Origin of the sequence: Buttiauxella sp. BIGb0552 (genome assembly GCF_004366275.1) — a bacterium.
GTDB classification, from domain to species: domain Bacteria; phylum Pseudomonadota; class Gammaproteobacteria; order Enterobacterales; family Enterobacteriaceae; genus Buttiauxella; species Buttiauxella gaviniae.
The window spans coordinates 919,814-937,674 of sequence record NZ_SODY01000001.1; the positions used below are offsets into that span (position 1 = coordinate 919,814).

Here is a 17,861-nt window from a genome sequence, read left to right on the forward strand (position 1 = left end):
GACAGCCATCACTTCCCGGTACTCCTGCCGAGCTGAAGACAAAATTTTTGAGACACCCAATGAATAAAACAGATGAATTGCGCACCGCGCGCATCGATAGTCTGGTCACACCTGCGGAGCTGGCACAGCGTCTGGCTGTTTCCCAGGAAGTTGCGCAAAACGTAACAGCCTCACGCCGTCGTATCGAAAAAATCCTTAATGGTGAAGATAATCGCCTGCTGGTGATTGTTGGTCCTTGCTCCATTCATGATCTGGATGCGGCAATGGATTACGCCCGTCGATTGCAGACTGCGCGTGAGAAACACCAGCATCGTCTTGAAATCGTGATGCGTACCTATTTCGAAAAGCCGCGCACCGTAGTGGGCTGGAAGGGACTGATTTCCGATCCAGATTTAAACGGCAGCTACCGCGTCAACCACGGCATCGAACAGGCACGCCGCCTGTTGTTGCAGGTCAATGAACTGGGTGTTCCGACCGCAACAGAATTCCTCGATATGGTGATCGGCCAGTATATTGCCGATTTGATTAGCTGGGGTGCCATTGGCGCACGCACTACCGAAAGCCAGATCCACCGTGAAATGGCCTCCGCCCTTTCATGCCCGGTCGGCTTCAAAAATGGCACCGATGGAAACACGCGTATTGCGGTAGACGCGATTCGTGCCGCCCGCGCCAGCCATATGTTCCTTTCGCCGGACAAACACGGCCAGATGACCATTTACCAAACCAGCGGCAACCCGTACGGCCATATCATCATGCGCGGCGGCAAACAGCCGAACTATCACGCAGCCGACATCGCCGCTGCCTGCGACAGCCTGCATGAGTTTGATTTGCCAGAACAACTAGTGATCGATTTCAGTCATGGCAACTGCCAGAAGCAGCACCGTCGCCAGCTCGAAGTTTGTGAAGATGTCTGTAACCAGATTCGTAATGGTTCGCGGGCAATTGCGGGTGTGATGGCTGAAAGTTTCATTCGTGAAGGCACACAGAAAATTGTTGCCGGACAGCCACTGGTGTACGGCCAATCAATTACCGACCCTTGCCTGAACTGGGAAGACACCGAAACGCTGCTCGATATGCTGGCAGACGCAACGGATAGCCGTTTCTAAATTTTCGGTGGATGACAATCATCTGCCCTATAACCGCATTTCCGAGGTCGGATTAGCGTAAGCGACATCCGACCTTTTCCCCTCTTCCGCTCAAAATTGATCCATTCACAAATTTCTTACAAATAACACTTGATGATGAAACATAGTTTATTGATAATTATTATCATTGTTACATTGATTGTCATTTGTAAACAGAGTGAAACATGGATAAAGCATTCACCCCTACGAATCCGCAATCTGCGGCTGGCCCACGTCAGATAGACAGCAAACTTTTGCTCGGCCCTGACGGACGCGTGGTTATTGTCCACGAAGGCCAGCAGTATCATTTACGACAAACTCAGGCCGGGAAGCTAATCCTGACCAAGTAAATCCCTTTCATACTTCAAGTTGTTGATGCGTTGGCGACTCGCCTTCCTACAACTCGAATTATTTAGGGGGAACAGAACCGAAATACAACCCAAATTATTTCTCCGAAATAGTTCGAGTTGCATCGCGGCGGCAAGGGAACGAATCCCGATGAGCTTACATAAGTAAGTGATTCGGGTGAGTGACGCAGCCAACAAAGATGCGGCTTGAAATATGAAGGAGAAACGCAAGCCACCCAGGTTTTTCCCAGGCAGCCAGCGCTTTTAAATTTTCTTATGGAGATTTGCGCATGCCTGCTTTACACACAGTCGGCTTCCGTCTGTCATTACTGACTGTTGCGGTTTTTTCTGCCCTGCCCGCTTTCGCGAAAGACGATCAAATGACCGTGGTGGCCACCGGCAACCAACGCAGCACATTTGAAGCGCCAATGATGGTCACCGTCATTGACGCCACTACCCCTGAAAGCCAAACCTCATCATCTGCCGCTGATATGTTACGCCGGGTGCCTGGGATCACCCTTTCCGGCACTGGCCGCACCAATGGTCAGGACGTCAGCATGCGCGGTTACGATCGCCGTGGCGTGTTGATGCTGGTTGATGGCGTACGCCAGGGCACGGACACCGGGCATCTAAACAGCACGTTTCTTGACCCGGCATTAATCAAGCGTATCGAAGTGGTGCGCGGCCCGGCAGCTCTGCTGTACGGCAGCGGTGCACTCGGCGGCGTGATTTCTTATGAAACAGCCGATGCCAGCGATTTGCTGTATGAAGGCCAGAACAGTGGTTTCCGCGTGTTTGGTAGCGGTGCGACGGGCGATCACAGTGTCGGAATGGGTGCCAGCGCCTTTGGTCGCACGGATGACCTTGATGGACTGGTTGCGTGGTCGAGTCGCGACCGTGGCGACATTCGTCAGAGCGACGGCGAAACTGCGCCAAACGACGAAAACATCGGTAACTTCCTGACTAAAGGCACCTGGTATATCGACCCGGCGCAGTCACTTGCAGGCTCTTTGCGTTACTACAATAACGCCGCGCAGGAGCCTAAAAACCCGCAAACCACGAATGCAGACCCGAGTAACCCGATGGTTGACCGCTCGACCATTCAGCGCGACGCACAGCTGAAATACCACATTGGGCCGGACCAAAGCGATTGGCTAAATGCCGATGCCACCGCCTACTGGTCTGAAGCGCGCATCAACGCGCAGGGCCAAACTGATGGTGCTGAGTTCCGCAAGCAAACCACCACTGGTGGAAAAGTCGAAAACCGCAGCCGTGCATTTACCGACAGTTTCGCAGCCCACCTGCTGACTTACGGCGGTGAGTATTATCGTCAGGATCAAAAACCTGGCGGCAACACTACGGGCTTCCCACAGGCCAACATCGACTTCGGCTCCGGCTGGTTGCAAGATGAAATCACCCTGCGCGACCTGCCTGTTTCCCTGTTAGCCGGTACGCGTTATGACAATTACAGCGGCAGCAGCGACGGCTATGACGATGTGAATGCCGATAAGTGGTCATCGCGTGGCGCACTTTCCATCACACCAACCGAATGGTTGATGCTGTTTGGTTCTTATGCGCAGGCGTTCCGCGCCCCGACCATGGGCGAAATGTATAACGACGCGAAACACTTCTCTATCGGTACGCGTTACACCAACTACTGGGTTCCGAACCCGAATCTGCGCCCGGAAACTAACGAAACGCTGGAAGGCGGTTTTGGTCTGCGCTTCGACGATTTGATGCTGGCGGATGATGGCCTCGAATTTAAAGCCAGCTACTTCGATACCAAAGCAAAAGACTACATTTCTACCACTGTCGATTTCGCCAAAGCGACCACCATGTCCTATAACGTTCCTGATGCCAAAATCTGGGGTTGGGATATGACGGCGAAGTACACCAGCGCGTGGTTCAGCCTTGATCTGGCTTATAACCGCACCCGTGGTAAAGACACCGGCACCGGCGACTGGATTTCAAGCCTGAACCCGGACACTGTCACCAGCATCCTCGATGTTCCTGTTGCACAAAGTGGCTTCTCCGTAGGTTGGGTTGGCACTTTTGCTGAACGCTCAACGCATATCAGCAGCAGCTACAGCGCGCAGCCGGGTTACGGCGTGAACGATTTCTATGTCAGCTATACAGGCCAGCAGCAGTTGCGCGGGCTAACTACTTCCCTGGTACTGGGTAACGCCTTTGATAAGGAATACTGGTCGCCACAGGGGCTCCCACAAGATGGCCGTAACGGCAAAATCTTCGTTAGTTATCAATGGTAAGGAAGCAATATGACTCAGCGTTATGAAAACTGGTTGCAGCTCAAACAACAGCACCCTAAAAAATATGCTCGCGACATCGCAAAACTGATGAACATCAGCGAGGCCGAACTGACTCATGCTCGCGTAGGGCATGATGCATGGCGCTTAAAAGGTGAAGTTCGCGACATTCTCGCCGCCCTTGAAAACGTGGGCGAAATCAAGTCCATTTGCCGTAACGAATATGCAGTGCATGAACAAGTTGGACGTTTTGAGAACCAACAACTTCATGGCCATGCAGGGCTGGTTCTTAACCCGCGTGCGCTGGATTTGCGTCTGTTCCTCAATCAATGGGCTTTCGCATTCCATATTCGTGAGGAAACTGCTCGCGGCGAGCGCCAGAGCATTCAGTTTTTTGACCATCAGGGCGATGCGCTGTTGAAGGTGTACACCACCGACAACACCGATTTCGCCGCCTGGGGCGATATGCTGGCGAAGTTTATCTATGCCGATAACCCGGCGCTTGAACTGAAAGCCGCTGAAGAAACCGTGATGACGCCAGCGGTAGATGGCCAACAGGTTGATGCTGAATGGCGCAGCCTGCGCGACGTGCATCAGTTCTTTGGTCTACTCAAACGCCACCAGTTGACTCGCCAACAAGCGTTCCGTCTGGTAGCTGAAGACCTGGCCTGCCAGGTTGATAACAGCGCACTGGCACAACTGCTCGCTCAGGCGAAACAAGATCAAAATGAAATTATGATCTTCGTCGGCAACCAGGGCACGGTGCAGATTTTCACCGGCAAGGTGGAAAAAGTTGTGCCAATGGATAACTGGATCAACATCTTCAACCCGCAATTCACCCTGCACTTGATGGGCGACACCATCGCTGAAAGCTGGGTGACGCGTAAACCAAGCGGCGATGGCTTCGTGACAAGCCTGGAACTGTTTGCGGCTGACGGCACGCAAATCGCGCAGCTTTACGGTCAACGTACAGAAGGCGAGCCTGAGCAGCAGCAGTGGCGCTCACAGTTGGAAGCATTGGTAAGCAAAGGGCTGGCCGCATGAAACGCTGGTTAATTGCCCTGCTTGCAATGCCAGTGATTGCGAGCGCCAATGAACGAGTGGTGGCAATTGGTGGCGATGTTACGGAAATTGCCTTTGCACTAGGTTCGGGTGACCAGCTGGTCGCCCGGGACAGCACCAGTCTGCACCCGCAGGCTGCAACAAAGCTGCCGGATGTCGGATATATGCGCCAGCTTAATGCCGAAGGGATTCTGGCTATGCGCCCGACGCTGGTACTCGCGAGTGCACAGGCCAAACCTTCGCTCGCACTTGAGCAAGTCGCCAGCAGCCACGTCAAAGTCGTCACTATTCCGGCGGGTAATTCGCTGGATGCTATCGATGAGAAGATTGACGCAGTCGCGCAAGCGATGGGGAAAACAGCTCAGGGCGATGCTTTGCGCAAGCAAGTGCATAGCAAACTGGCGTTGATTCCGGAAAAACCATTGCCGGTGAAAGTGCTGTTTATCATGAGTCACGGTGGCATGACTGCCATGGCTGCCGGGCAAGAAACGGCGGCAGATGCCGCCATTCACGCCGCAGGTTTGCAAAATGCGATGCAAGGTTTCAAACGTTATCAGCCAATGTCGCAGGAAGGCGTTATTGCTAGCCAGCCGCAATTGATACTGGTGACAGCAGACGGTGTGAAAACGTTGGGAGGTGAAGATAACGTCTGGAAACTGCCGGGGATTGTGCAAACTCCCGCAGGGAAAAGCCGGCAGCTGTTAGTCGTGGACGATATGGCGTTGCTTGGTTTCGGCCTGCAAACACCCGATGCGATCCTTGCATTACGTAAAAAAGCGGAGCAATTGCCTTGATACGCCGTCCCCTGCCCCAACGCGCTCTGCTCGCCATGATTCTGGCGTTACTGGCGCTGTCTTTGGTTGCTGCCAATTTAGGCGCTATGCGCCTTTCTATCGCCGTGTTGTGGCAAGCCCAGGATGAAGCGTTGCGCCATATCTGGCTCAATATTCGCTTGCCGCGCGTGCTGCTGGCGACGCTGGTTGGCGGTGCACTGGCGCTTTCAGGCTGCGTGATGCAGGGGCTGTTTCGCAACCCGCTTGCTGACCCAGGTTTACTTGGGATCAGCAGCGGTGCGGCACTGGCAGTCGGGTTTTCAGTAGTCCTACCAATCGCACTACCGGCAGTCCTGGCATTATATGTCCCAATGCTTGCGGCATTTGTTGGCAGTCTCGCGGTCACGCTGGTGATCTTCTTCTTAAGCCGCCAGGGTAACAACAGTCTTTCTCGTCTGTTGCTGGTGGGGATCGCCATAAATGCATTATGTGGTGCGGCGGTCGGCGTACTTTCCTGGATCAGTAACGATGCCCAATTGCGCCAGTTATCGCTTTGGGGCATGGGCAGTCTTGGGCAAGCCCAGTGGTCAACCTTACTTGCTACCGCTTCGTTTATTCTCCCGGCTTCGCTGGCTATCACGTTTCTGTCCAGACGCCTTAACCTGTTACAGCTTGGAGATGAAGAAGCACATTATCTTGGCGTGGATGTCAAAAGAACCCAACGGCACCTGCTGATTTTAAGCGCGTTGTTAGTCGCAGCAGCCGTCGCCGTAAGCGGTGTGATTGGCTTTGTTGGTTTAGTCGTTCCGCACTTAGTACGGATGTGGCTAGGTGCCGATCATCGCTGGCTTATTCCCGGCTCAGTGCTGGCTGGCGCAATGCTCCTGTTGGTTGCCGATACCCTCGCCCGCACGCTGGTTGCACCCGCTGAAATGCCCGTTGGACTGCTTACCAGCCTGCTTGGCGGCCCATGGTTTTTAGCAATGATTTTCCGCCCAGGGAGGGAAACTGATGGCTGATTTACTGCAGGCGAAAAACGTTACGTTTCGCCCAGGCGAGCGAAAATTACTCGATGACATTAATTTGACGCTGGCTGCCGGTGAAGTCGTGGCACTAATCGGCCCTAACGGTGCCGGAAAATCTACGCTGCTGAGGGTACTGACTGGTTTCCAGCCACCAGACGGTGGCGAAATTACCCTTGCTGGGCGTCCACTAACGGCATGGTCTGGAGATGCTCTGTCGCGTAGACGTGCAGTCATGCGCCAGCGCAGCGGTATGGCGTTCAGTTGGGCTGTTGAAGATGTGATTGCTATGGGGCGTGCGCCATGGCCTGAGAAAGAGACTAAATCTGTCGTCCAGGAAGTGATGGCGCTAACGGGGTGCGATACGCTTGCCGGGCGCGATTTCTGCCAGCTTTCTGGCGGTGAACAACAGCGCGTGCAACTGGCTCGTGCACTGGCGCAACTATGGCTGGATGGGCAACCCCACGGCTGGCTGTTTTTAGATGAGCCGACCTCCGCGCTCGATCTTTATCATCAGCAACATATCTTGCGTTTACTGCGCCGTTTATCGCTGATGGGAACATTGTCGGTTTGCGTGGTGCTGCATGATTTGAATTTGGCCGCACTGTGGGCTGACCGGATTATATTGCTACATGAAGGGAAGCTGGTGGCAAATGGTACGCCGCAACAGGTGCTGGAAGAGTCCACGCTACAGCGTTGGTATAAGGCGGATTTACGGGTATTCAATCATCCAGAATACCCGGTGCCTCAGGTTTGGTTACAGCAGTGACATCCACCATTTTTAGCTTGAGCAGCTCACTTCTAACCGTTTGCCCCAGTCCGGCGGACGTTGTGTCAAATCGTCCGACTGTTCAGCAAATGGCTGGCGCAGTGCTTCATGTAGTTCAGCCAGAACACTTACATCACCTTTATCGGCGGCATCGATAGCACGCTGAGCCAACCAGTTACGCAGAACAATTGAAGGATTGGCAGCTTTCATTGCCAGCTGCCGCTGCTCGTCACTGACCTGCTCGATTTGCAGACGAGTACGATAGCGGGTAAACCAGCTATCAAAAGCGGCTCTGTCGATAAATTCATCCCGTAGCGGTGAGCTTGCTGAATTTTGCTCAGTCAGGCTTAGCATTCTGAAAGTGCGCGTGTAATCGCTACCCTCTTTTGCCATCAGGCCAAACAGTTCCGTGAGAATTTCATTGTCTGCCGTTTGTTCGGTTAACAGGCCCAGTTTGCCGCGCATTAATTCCCCGAATGCTTTCATCAGTGCGAACTGATAGTGGTCGAGCAATTCATTTAGCCATTCGACCGAGATGAACGGTGACAGCGTCTGCGCCAGGCGTTGTAGGTTCCACAGACCTACTGCAGGTTGATTATCAAAAGCATAACGCCCCTGATGATCGGAATGGTTGCAGATAAAATCAGGCTGATAGTCATCAAGGAAACCGTACGGGCCGTAATCCATCGTCAGCCCGAGAATCGACATATTGTCAGTATTCATCACGCCATGGGCGAAACCGACAGTTTGCCAGTTAGCAATCATCTGCGCGGTACGCTCGACAACATCGCGGAACCAAAGCTGATATTTATCTTTTTCATCAACCAGATGCGGCCAGTGATGGGCAATCACATAATCTGCCAATTGCTGTACCTTTTCGGGTTCACGGCGATAGTAGAAATGCTCGAAGTGGCCAAATCGGGCATGGCTTTGCGCCACACGAATCAGCATAGCACCTTGCTCAGTGCTTTCGCGGCGTACCGGAGTGTCGCTGGTGACGATACTGAGCGCACGCGTGGTTGGGATCCCTAACCCATGCATCGCTTCACTGGCGAGAAATTCACGTACCGTTGAGCGCAACACGGCGCGGCCATCGCCCATACGCGAATAAGGCGTTAAGCCTGCACCTTTCAAGTGCCAGTCAAATTTTCGCCCATCATCCAACTGTTGTTCACCGAGCAAAATACCGCGCCCGTCGCCAAGTTGCCCCGCCCAGACACCAAACTGATGCCCGCTATAAACCTGAGCTAAAGGCTGCATACCCGGAAGCAGCATTTCGCCACTCCAGATACCCGCATGAGATTCGTCAAACAATGAGGCATCAAGCCCGAGGTCATCAGCCAATGGACGGTTATAATAAAAAAGCCGGGAATGATGTAGCGGCGTTGGCTTCAGAGCCGTATAAAAGCCGGGCAACTCATCGCGCCAGCTATTGTTAAATACAGGTTTATTGGTCATGTTACCTCCTGCCGATAGTGTAGTGCTTGTACGAGGTTTTAAACACAGCACGTTGGCAGGGGTATTTACTCGAGCGGGTTAATTAGAATGAAACCAGTCGGTTAATGCCTTAGGTGCAATGGCCGGCCAGCAATTACCCTGCATGGCGAGGGTAGTTAATGAGAGGATTTTCTTGCGCGCTGCATCGTCATCAACTCCCGTTATAACTAATGTCTGGCAAAAAGGAGTCAGTTGGGCAAGCATTGCTAGCATAAAGGGTTCAAAAGAACGTTGTTTAATTTGTTTATGAATAAATAATTTATCCATAAATACACGTTTAAATAGCCCATCAAAAATCGGTTTAGTCGTCGCTACTCCCGCACCAAAATTAGCTAACACTAATGAATAATGCTTACACATTGTTACCAAACGCGTATTTTCATTGCCACGATTTAAATCGGGGAAGCTTTCATTGATAGAAAACTCAATGAACGGAAGCCGCGCCAGGCGGGAAGCCAGCGCCGGATTGGCTAAAACCTCATCAACAATTACCGCACTTATATTTACCCAGACAACCATGCTCTGAGCCTTAAAGAATTCTTGATAGTTTTCGAGTAATTCTATTTGCTCATGAAACAATATTAATTGCTGTTCTGGTTTAATAACTGGCGTAACTAATTCTGTTGGAATACGCACCGGCGCATCGACCCCAACAAAATTAACCAATAATTCAACACCTAAAACTTCGCCCTTCGGCAAGTAAACAGGCTGGAAATAAAAATCCGAACGATATTGTGCATCGAGTGAGAGGATCATGTTGCCAGCCGTGTTTCAAATGAGGTGGATGGCATCGTGACACGATGAACATCCAGCGTTAACTGGATTGATTTGATTGTATTTAGACGCAAGGTCATCCTTGATATGTGTATCAGATTCTTTTCGAATATAATTATATTATCCTGGTTATCCTCCTATCGCCAGTTTTAGCGAATATGACGGACAGAATCACGGTGGATTATCGCGGGAGAAAAAGATTCATTCTCATAATCATTTTCCAATAATTTACGGATCGCAAAACGCGCCATTTCACTTATCGGAAAATGAACACTGGTAATTGCAGGTCGAACAAACGCGGCTCTTTCTCCACTGTCGTAGCAAACCAGTGAGATATCCTGGGGAATTCGCAGCCCACGCTCAGTGATTGCCAGCATCGCACCTACTGCCAATTCCTCATTACAACAATAAATAGCCGTCGGTTGGGCACTTTCAAGTAACTGAGATGCAAGCTGATAGCCACCCGGCATGTCGTACTCCCCACCCAGCACCGCAATGGGCACAAGCTGCGCCTGATTCATGGCATCAATAAAGCCCTGAAGACGCAATAAGCTTGAAGATCGCCCACTCGGCCCATGCAAACAAGCAATTGCAGTATGGCCGGCATCAATAAGAACCTCAGTGGCAAGAGCACTCGCCGCACGATGGTCAAACACCACACAGCGTGGTTCAAGCCCTGGTACATCCCGGTCCAGAATAATGAATTTACGGTCTTGTTCAGCCAAATGCACAAGAGTGGCATCGGTGATAGCGCGGACATGTAATATCAGACCGTCGCAACGTAAATTAAACAGTCGCTGAATAGCATTGAGCTCTTTCTCAGCAGTATCCCGCCCTTGAGTCACTAATAGCTGTTTGCCCTGTAATTCAGTTTCACTCTGAATGGTATCCATTAGTGCCCCGAAGAAACCGCCACGATAAGAGGTCGTGACAAGCCCTAAGGTATTGCTTTGACTGGACGCTAAAGCTCGGGCCGCAGGATTCGGCGTGTAGCCTAATTCAGTGATCGCCGCTTCAACTTTGATTCGTGTCTGCGCATTAACTTTACTATCGCCATTCACCACGCGCGAGACGGTCGCCCGGGATACACCTGCGCTGGCGGCAACATCTTCGAGAGTAACCATGAACTATCCTTTAGTGGGAGCGAAATGCTGCCAGATATTACCTGATATTGTGAAACGCACCTGGGTTAGCCACGGAATTGCTGAAGGGAGTCACGTTTAGGGCCAATAGCCCGGCCCGGCCCGAGAAAAAACTGTGCTAGATACGGCGGGCCTGCCAGAATTTCTTGCTCCAGTAGACATTATCGAGCGACGAACGCATCACGCCGCGGCTGGTCGAGGCATGAATGAATTGGTTGTCCGTATCGTAAATACCAACATGCAGGCCACTTTCACCGGACCCCGTTTTAAAGAACACCAGATCGCCCGGGAGTAAATCATCTTTATCAATTTCAGTGCCAATTTTGGCCTGCTGGCGCGTTTCACGTGGCAGTTGAAGATCAAACCGGTCGCGGAAAGTAATTGACACAAAACCGGAGCAATCGACGCCACGACGACTCATGCCACCATAACGATACGGAGTGCCATGCCAGCCACTGAGTTGATCATTAAGCCTGGCAATTACCGTTATCGAGTCTGAGAGACGAGAATTTGGAGGTGGCGCATGATGACTACACCCAGCGAGCACCAGACATGCCACTACAAGAATCCATACACGCATTTTCAGGCTAATCCTCACCCGTTTATAATTTCCAGTAATTTAGCGCTTACCAATGATTTGGTGCAAGTTTTTACCAGCAACTAAAGTGTGGCTATCAGCATGCTATGCCCTTCAACCTGCATTCTGCGAAAGTGCATGTTATAGGCTATCGCTAAATGTTGCACAGACAGCACATCATCCCGCTTACCTTGAGCAATCATTTTACCCGCACGCAATAACCAGACAGTATGTGCATGACGTAAACTGTGGTTCAAATCATGGCTGCTCATCACTACCGCAATGCCCGCTTCGCATAACGCCATCAGAATTCTGTCCAGCGCAGTTTGCTGAGCAATATCCAGACTGTTCATTGGCTCATCCAACAGCAGCAAGCGCCCATGCGGGTTAATTTCAGGGTGAATTTGCAACACAACTGCTGCCAGGCGAACACGCTGCCATTCGCCACCAGAAAGCTGGTTAACACTGCGAGTGAGTTTATCTGTCAGACCCAGACTGCCAACGAGCTTGAGCATCACGCTATCATCAGGACTGACTTGCTGATGCATTTGCAGGTAGTGCCAGACAGGCATGGAAAATGGTGGCATTTGTTGCTGAGAGAGATAAGCACGATGGCGAGCCAATTGCGTGGGTTGCCATTCATTCAGGTTGCTGCCGGCAAAGGTTATTTCTCCGCCCCCCAAACTCAACCCCGCAGCTCTCATTAACAATGTGCTTTTCCCCGCACCATTTGGCCCGACGAGATGCACCAGTTCGCCCGTGTGTACAGTGGCGGAAATCGGCCCAAGCCGCTCCGCCACAACCACATCGTTAAGCTGTAACAACGACATTATCTCGCTAGCGCCGACTTAATAGCATCAATAACCGCTGGATCATCAGGCGTCATATCAGGTGAAAAACGTTGAATAACCTGGCCATCGCGCCCGATAAGGAATTTTTCGAAATTCCACAGAATATCGCTAACATGAGCGGGCGCACGACCTTTGCTGCTCATGCGTTCAAAAAAACCACTCCCATCAGGCGCAATTGCATTTGGCGCAGCAGCCACTAATTTTTGGTACAACGGGTGGCGATTCTCTCCGTTGACATCCACTTTGCTAAACATCGGGAACGTTACACCATAAGTGGTGCTGCAAAAGGTTTTGATCTCTTCTTCGCTACCCGGCTCTTGACCCAGGAACTGATTGCATGGGAAACCGAGAACCGAGAAACCTTCGTGCTGCAGCTCTTTTTGCAGATTCTCTAACTGTTCGTATTGCACCGTCAGACCGCATTTAGAGGCTACATTTACCACCAGCAGTACTTTACCTTTCCAGTTTTCAAGCGTTGTCGCTTCACCGTCAATGGTGGTGACTTCAGTATTCAGAATGTCTTGCATTGTGTTCCCTTAAATTGAAATCAAACGATGGATTATTTCCCAGCTTTTAATAGTAGCCATATAAATAGCGGAGCGCCCAGCGTTGCTGTCACAACACCTATCGGCAATTCGGCTGAAACCAACGCCAGACGTGCAATGACATCAGCGCCGAGCAACACTGTTGCACCTGCCAGCGCACTGGCAGGCAATAAAATACGATGATCCGTTAACCCCTTCAGACGCAGCATATGCGGGATGACCAGGCCGATAAAACCAATAGCGCCGGCAAGTGCCACGCTCACACCGACCAACCAGCCTGTTGCAATAACCATAATATTGCGCCACAACCAGACAGGCAGACCTAGCTGACGAGCTGACATTTCACCCAATGCCATTAAGTTTAATGGTGCATAGTTCCGACATAACCACAGCATCACCGGAAGCAGAGTTATCATCAGCCACCATTGCCGCCAGTCTACACCTCCAAAACCACCCATCATCCAATACATTAACTGGCGTAAGTCGAGGCTTGAACTGAAATAGATAGCCCAGGTCATCAGCGCGCTACAGATAATCCCCAGGGCCACACCTGCAAGCAGCAATCGGCTATTAGAAAGATGGCGCCGCGAGAAACGCAGCAGGATAAAAGTGATAATCAGCGCACCGGCGATCGCGCAAATACCCAGAATCCAATCTGGCAACATCCCTTGTCCAAGTAATACCGCTGCTACCAGCGCAACACCTGCACCATTGGAGACACCAAGCAGGCCAGGTTCGGCCAGTGGGTTTTCGAAAAGGGCCTGCATAATGGTGCCAGAAATCGCCAATGCCGCGCCAACCAAGAGCACTGCTAAGGTACGGGGCATACGGATCTGCCAGATGAACAACTGTGCATCCTCACGCATCCAGTGTTGAGGAGCAAACCACTGGTCCCCGGCGCTTAAACTCAGCACCACCATCCCCAACATTGTGGCAAACAATGCAAGTAGCCAACGGCGTTCGTGGCGGCGTTGTTGAGCGACAAAAGTGAGCATCTGCTTGGAAAGATCCGATGAGAGAGAATTCATGCAACTGATTTTACGGGGAGTTTCCTACATTCGACAAGCGCTAAAGGAAGCGCGCGGGTCTGCGCGTGAGATTTCTTCTATTCTACGCTCGTAATAATATATGAAAGGTAAATAGATAATAATTTACGGAGGAAATAGCACGGATGGCTTCACTACCATATATAACCAACCACAGTGATCATAAAACCCCACCACGTCATAATTAGCTTTGTAATTATTTAATAAATAACCATTGTTTATCATAGGCATTAAGAATATTAAATCGAGAATAAACGAAGTGTGATTATAAGGAGGCAAGGCGTGATCATTGCAGACTGCAGGGATTAAAATAAATAAAAATTCAAGGAAAGGTAATTACCGTGTCTGACAACACTCTGCAAAATACATATCTGCGAACTCCCGACAGAAACCTTATTTCTGATCTCATTACAGGAAAACTGCGCCCGGGTGCAATATGGCATAAGCGTAATTATCGACTTAAATTTATGATGCGCACTGCCCTCTTCTACTCACCCACTCGCCGGATGCTTGAGAGTCTTGCACTGCGACCTGATTTTGAGCAGATGTTAAAGGCGCAAATAACGTTACCAAGTAAACCACATCGTCAATATTTAGTTCGGGGATTAAACGCCAACCAACGTGCTGATGCGGTGATCGGGCATTATCAGTTCGTGGACTCATTATCATCGAAGCAGTTGTCCGGCGCATTAATTGCGGGACAAGAAAAAAAACTGGTGACCCTTACAGGAAAAGATGACAGTCAGTTTTCGCTCTCGTCTTCTTGTGCAGGAAGTGCCGAACGTGAAGGGGAAAGTACACTGTGGCTTCGGGACGGCAACCAACACGTGCTCGCCAGCCTCACTTTTAGCGTTTTACGCGCCAAAGACCAATGGCAGCTTGTGATTGGTGGCCTACAGGGGCCAAGACGGGAAGTACCTCATGAGGTAATAAAGCAGGCAACACGAGCCTGCTATGGTCTGTTCCCTAAACGTCTGCTGATGGAGTTTATCTGGCAATTTGCAGCCCGGAGCGGAATTTCCAGCTTATATGGCGTCAGCGATAATGGTCATGTCTTCCGGGCGTTGCGTTACCGGTTAAGTAAAGGCCGCCATTTCCACGCAAGTTATGATGATTTCTGGCAATCCATTGAAGGTGTAAAAGACCACGCATGCCGTTGGCAGCTTCCTTTGCAGTTGGAACGAAAAACTCTTGAGAGCATCGCCAGTAAGAAACGGGCGGAATATCGTCGCCGCTTCCAGTTACTGGATGATATGGCGACGCAAATTGCGAATCTGGCATAGAGATAGTTCTTGCTGCAGCATTAAAATGAGATGAATTGCTGGATTTTAAGCAAAGAAAAAGGCCGCTAAAGCGGCCTTTTTGGTTAATTCAGGTTACTCGTCTTTCGGCGACGCGTTTTCAACCCTACTCTTCAACTTCTGACCAGGTCGGAAGGTCACTACACGGCGTGCCGTGATAGGAATATCTTCACCAGTCTTCGGGTTACGCCCGGGACGTTGGTTTTTATCGCGTAAGTCAAAATTACCAAAGCCTGATAGTTTAACCTGCTCGCCGTTTTCCAAAGCGCGACGGATCTCTTCGAAAAACAGTTCTACCAACTCTTTAGCATCACGTTTGCTAAGCCCTAGCTTATCAAACAGATATTCTGACATTTCAGCTTTTGTAAGCGCCATACGTTCAATCCCTCAATGATGCCTGGAATCGCTCTTTTAATGCCTCTACACATTTTGCAACGGTAGCGGCCATCTCCTCTTCTTCGAGTGTACGGCCCGTATCCTGCAGGATAAGGCTTATGGCAAGGCTCTTATAACCTTCGGCTACACCTTTACCACGGTACACATCAAACAAGTTTACGCCAACTACCTGATTTGCGCCAACTTTCTTACACTCTGCCAAAATATCTGCTGCGGGAACGTTTTCTGCAACCACAACTGCAATGTCACGACGGTTCGCAGGGAAACGAGAAATCTCTTTAGACTCAGGCACAGCGCGGTCTGCAAGCTTGTTCCACAGTACTTCGAACACCAGTGTACGACCATTGAGTGAAAGCTTACGTTCAAGTTCCGGGTGCACAACACCAATGAAACCAACGTATTCCCCACCTAAATAAATGGCAGCACTTTGGCCTGGATGCAAGGCTGGGTTGCTTGCTGCTTTAAATTCGATGTCTGAAAGTTTACCGGTCAGATCCAGAACTGCTTCCAGATCGCCCTTCAAATCATAGAAGTCGACGGTGTTACGCGCCAGATCCCAATGCTCTTCGTAGCGGTTACCACAGATCGCACCAGCCAGCATAAGATCCTGACGAATACCCAGGTCTGCCTGCGTATCAGGAACAAAGCGTAAACCTGACTCAAAGATGCGCACACGCGCCTGCTGGCGGTTTTGGTTATAAACCACTGTATTGAGCAGACCGGTCAGCAGGGACAAACGCATTGCTGACATTTCGCTGGAAATTGGGCTTGGCAAAATCAGATTTTCTTCACCCGGGTGCAACAGTTGTTGAACTTTAGGATCAACAAAGCTGTAGGTGATCACTTCCTGGTAGCCTTTATCGACCAGCATTGTTTTCACACGCTTGAGCGAAAGGTCAGCTTCACGGTGAGTACCCATGATCAGACCCGCTTGAACAGGCTCGTTAGGAATGCTGTTGTAACCATAAACGCGCGCCACTTCTTCAACCAGATCTTCTTCAATCTGCATATCAAAGCGCCAGCTTGGAGCCACTGCCGTCCACTGGTTATCACCTTCAGTCACTTCGCAGCCCAGACGACGCAGAATGTCGCCAACCTGTACATCTGCAATATGATGGCCAATCAGACGGTCCAGCTTGCTGCGACGCAGAGTAATTGTGGCAGCTTTTGGCAGATGTGCTTCATTAGTCACATCAATTACCGGGCCTGCTTCACCGCCACAGATATCGATCAACAGACGAGTAGCACGTTCCATTGCTTTGTACTGCAACGCTGAATCCACACCACGCTCATAACGATGAGAAGCATCGGTATGCAAGCCATGGCGGCGCGCGCGGCCGGTAATAGACAGTGGGCTGAAGAATGCACACTCAAGCAGTACGTTCTGGGTTTCATCATTCACACCAGAATGTTCACCACCAAAGATGCCGCCCATTGCCAGCGCTTTGTTGTGGTCAGCAATGACCAGAGTATCGGCATTCAACTTCGCTTCGTTACCATCAAGCAGTGTCAGGGTTTCGCCCTCTTCTGCCATACGTACAACGATGCCACCTTCAATGCGGTCTTTATCGAACGCATGCATCGGTTGGCCGAGTTCCAGCAGCACGTAGTTAGTTACGTCAACTACCGCATCGATAGAACGAATACCGCAACGACGCAGTTTTTCTTTCATCCACAGCGGCGTAGGCGCTTTGACGTTGATACCTTTAACCACACGACCCAGGTAACGTGGACATGCTTCAGGCGCATCGACACGAATTGGCAGCGTGTCGGTAATAGACGCCGCGACAGTAACTATTTCTGGCACGTTTAATGGCAGTTGGTTCACAACCGCAACATCACGGGCAACACCGATGATACCGAGGCAATCGGCACGGTTTGGCGTTACGCTGATTTCGATAGTGTTGTCGTCAAGCTTCAGGTATTCGCGGATGTCAGTACCAATCGGCGCATCCAGCGGCAGCTCAATAATACCGTTATGGTCATCGGAAATACCCAGCTCGGAGAATGAGCAGAGCATGCCTTCTGATGGCTCGCCACGCAGTTTTGCAGCTTTAATTTTGAAATCGCCTGGCAACACAGCACCAACGGTTGCCACAGCAACCTTCAGGCCCTGACGGCAATTTGGTGCACCACAAACGATGTCTAACAGACGGTCGCCACCGACATTAACTTTTGTTACACGCAATTTGTCAGCGTTTGGATGTTGGCCGCACTCAACCACTTCACCCACAACCACACCGTTGAATTCGCCCGCAACGGCATCAACACCATCAACTTCAAGACCAGCCATAGTAATTTGACCGGAAAGCTCTTCACTACTGTTGGCTGGGTTTACCCATTCGCGTAACCAGAGTTCACTGAATTTCAT

The 17,861-nt window shown here is 50.8% G+C and carries 17 protein-coding genes; 8 read left to right on the plus strand and 9 right to left on the minus strand.

All coding sequences use genetic code 11. The features are described from left to right. Positions 1-59: 59 nt before the first annotated feature. The 7 genes from aroH (at position 60) to EDF88_RS04275 (ending at position 7,361) form a co-directional block, all read left to right on the plus strand. Positions 60-1,106: a 3-deoxy-7-phosphoheptulonate synthase AroH gene (gene aroH, locus EDF88_RS04245; RefSeq protein ID WP_134183107.1), complete on the plus strand. Its 1,047-nt coding sequence runs from the start codon at positions 60-62 to the stop codon at positions 1,104-1,106. 203 nt (positions 1,107-1,309) lie between these two features. Beyond that, entirely contained in the window at positions 1,310-1,474 is a 165-nt protein-coding gene (gene hemP, locus EDF88_RS04250) for a hemin uptake protein HemP (RefSeq protein ID WP_064518311.1), read from the plus strand. Positions 1,475-1,761: 287 nt separating this feature from the next. Continuing rightward, positions 1,762-3,738 carry a TonB-dependent hemoglobin/transferrin/lactoferrin family receptor gene (locus EDF88_RS04255; protein WP_064518309.1) on the plus strand — a complete coding sequence of 659 codons (1,977 nt, stop codon included), beginning with the start codon at positions 1,762-1,764 and terminating at the stop codon, positions 3,736-3,738. Between the two features lie 9 nt (positions 3,739-3,747). After that, the gene (locus EDF88_RS04260; protein WP_134183109.1) at positions 3,748-4,779 is read left to right on the plus strand and encodes a ChuX/HutX family heme-like substrate-binding protein; all 1,032 of its coding nucleotides are present in this window, start codon (positions 3,748-3,750) and stop codon (positions 4,777-4,779) included. Further along, the gene (locus EDF88_RS04265; RefSeq protein ID WP_134183111.1) at positions 4,776-5,591 is read left to right on the plus strand and encodes a hemin ABC transporter substrate-binding protein; all 816 of its coding nucleotides are present in this window, start codon (positions 4,776-4,778) and stop codon (positions 5,589-5,591) included. The genes EDF88_RS04260 and EDF88_RS04265 overlap by 4 nt, the downstream gene beginning before the upstream one ends. A gap of 11 nt (positions 5,592-5,602) precedes the next feature. Further along, the gene (locus EDF88_RS04270) at positions 5,603-6,589 is read left to right on the plus strand and encodes an iron ABC transporter permease (protein ID WP_279586326.1); all 987 of its coding nucleotides are present in this window, start codon (positions 5,603-5,605) and stop codon (positions 6,587-6,589) included. Further along, positions 6,582-7,361 carry a heme ABC transporter ATP-binding protein gene (locus tag EDF88_RS04275; protein WP_134183113.1) on the plus strand — a complete coding sequence of 260 codons (780 nt, stop codon included), beginning with the start codon at positions 6,582-6,584 and terminating at the stop codon, positions 7,359-7,361. Before EDF88_RS04270 ends, EDF88_RS04275 begins: the two co-directional genes overlap by 8 nt. Positions 7,362-7,373: 12 nt before the next feature. Here the strand turns inward: EDF88_RS04275 and selO are convergent, their stop codons facing one another. From selO to btuC, 7 genes are all read right to left on the minus strand, one after another. Continuing rightward, a complete protein-coding gene (gene selO, locus EDF88_RS04280; protein ID WP_134183115.1) occupies positions 7,374-8,819 on the minus strand; it encodes a protein adenylyltransferase SelO in 1,446 nt (481 codons plus the stop codon). A gap of 78 nt (positions 8,820-8,897) precedes the next feature. After that, positions 8,898-9,614, minus strand: coding sequence for an EAL domain-containing protein (locus EDF88_RS04285; protein ID WP_134183117.1), 717 nt, complete (start codon positions 9,612-9,614; stop codon positions 8,898-8,900). Between the two features lie 167 nt (positions 9,615-9,781). Next, positions 9,782-10,756 carry a LacI family DNA-binding transcriptional regulator gene (locus EDF88_RS04290; protein WP_134183119.1) on the minus strand — a complete coding sequence of 325 codons (975 nt, stop codon included), beginning with the start codon at positions 10,754-10,756 and terminating at the stop codon, positions 9,782-9,784. A 136-nt stretch (positions 10,757-10,892) separates the two neighbouring features. After that, a complete protein-coding gene (locus tag EDF88_RS04295; RefSeq protein ID WP_034455965.1) occupies positions 10,893-11,354 on the minus strand; it encodes an NlpC/P60 family protein in 462 nt (153 codons plus the stop codon). Positions 11,355-11,434: 80 nt separating this feature from the next. Further along, positions 11,435-12,181, minus strand: a complete 747-nt coding sequence (gene btuD, locus EDF88_RS04300; RefSeq protein ID WP_134183121.1) for a vitamin B12 ABC transporter ATP-binding protein BtuD — start codon at positions 12,179-12,181, stop codon at positions 11,435-11,437. After that, a complete protein-coding gene (locus tag EDF88_RS04305; RefSeq protein WP_134183123.1) occupies positions 12,181-12,729 on the minus strand; it encodes a glutathione peroxidase in 549 nt (182 codons plus the stop codon). Before EDF88_RS04305 ends, btuD begins: the two co-directional genes overlap by 1 nt. Before the next feature lie 32 nt (positions 12,730-12,761). Further along, the gene (btuC, locus tag EDF88_RS04310) at positions 12,762-13,742 is read right to left on the minus strand and encodes a vitamin B12 ABC transporter permease BtuC (protein WP_064553914.1); all 981 of its coding nucleotides are present in this window, start codon (positions 13,740-13,742) and stop codon (positions 12,762-12,764) included. A 392-nt stretch (positions 13,743-14,134) separates the two neighbouring features. Between btuC and EDF88_RS04315 the strand changes: the two genes are divergently transcribed. Continuing rightward, positions 14,135-15,076, plus strand: a complete 942-nt coding sequence (locus tag EDF88_RS04315) for a VirK/YbjX family protein (RefSeq protein ID WP_134183125.1) — start codon at positions 14,135-14,137, stop codon at positions 15,074-15,076. A gap of 93 nt (positions 15,077-15,169) precedes the next feature. Here EDF88_RS04315 and ihfA read toward each other — a convergent pair whose 3' ends face one another. Both ihfA and pheT read right to left on the minus strand, forming a co-directional pair. After that, entirely contained in the window at positions 15,170-15,469 is a 300-nt protein-coding gene (gene ihfA / locus EDF88_RS04320) for an integration host factor subunit alpha (RefSeq protein ID WP_001229265.1), read from the minus strand. A gap of 4 nt (positions 15,470-15,473) precedes the next feature. Beyond that, positions 15,474-17,861, minus strand: coding sequence for a phenylalanine--tRNA ligase subunit beta (gene pheT / locus EDF88_RS04325; protein WP_134183127.1), 2,388 nt, complete (start codon positions 17,859-17,861; stop codon positions 15,474-15,476).

Bases quoted from the DNA above. Each gene is read 5' to 3' on its own strand.
- btuC (WP_064553914.1), bottom strand. From the start codon at position 13,742: ATGCTCACTTTTGTCGCTCAACAACGCCGCCACGAACGCCGTTGGCTA.
- EDF88_RS04290 (WP_134183119.1), bottom strand. From the start codon at position 10,756: ATGGTTACTCTCGAAGATGTTGCCGCCAGCGCAGGTGTATCCCGGGCG.
- EDF88_RS04260 (WP_134183109.1), top strand. From the start codon at position 3,748: ATGACTCAGCGTTATGAAAACTGGTTGCAGCTCAAACAACAGCACCCT.
- btuD (WP_134183121.1), bottom strand. From the start codon at position 12,181: ATGTCGTTGTTACAGCTTAACGATGTGGTTGTGGCGGAGCGGCTTGGG.
- EDF88_RS04275 (WP_134183113.1), top strand. From the start codon at position 6,582: ATGGCTGATTTACTGCAGGCGAAAAACGTTACGTTTCGCCCAGGCGAG.
- EDF88_RS04255 (WP_064518309.1), top strand. From the start codon at position 1,762: ATGCCTGCTTTACACACAGTCGGCTTCCGTCTGTCATTACTGACTGTT.
- selO (WP_134183115.1), bottom strand. From the start codon at position 8,819: ATGACCAATAAACCTGTATTTAACAATAGCTGGCGCGATGAGTTGCCC.
- EDF88_RS04265 (WP_134183111.1), top strand. From the start codon at position 4,776: ATGAAACGCTGGTTAATTGCCCTGCTTGCAATGCCAGTGATTGCGAGC.
- EDF88_RS04305 (WP_134183123.1), bottom strand. From the start codon at position 12,729: ATGCAAGACATTCTGAATACTGAAGTCACCACCATTGACGGTGAAGCG.
- pheT (WP_134183127.1), bottom strand. From the start codon at position 17,861: ATGAAATTCAGTGAACTCTGGTTACGCGAATGGGTAAACCCAGCCAAC.
- hemP (WP_064518311.1), top strand. From the start codon at position 1,310: ATGGATAAAGCATTCACCCCTACGAATCCGCAATCTGCGGCTGGCCCA.
- EDF88_RS04295 (WP_034455965.1), bottom strand. From the start codon at position 11,354: ATGCGTGTATGGATTCTTGTAGTGGCATGTCTGGTGCTCGCTGGGTGT.
- EDF88_RS04285 (WP_134183117.1), bottom strand. From the start codon at position 9,614: ATGATCCTCTCACTCGATGCACAATATCGTTCGGATTTTTATTTCCAG.
- ihfA (WP_001229265.1), bottom strand. From the start codon at position 15,469: ATGGCGCTTACAAAAGCTGAAATGTCAGAATATCTGTTTGATAAGCTA.
- aroH (WP_134183107.1), top strand. From the start codon at position 60: ATGAATAAAACAGATGAATTGCGCACCGCGCGCATCGATAGTCTGGTC.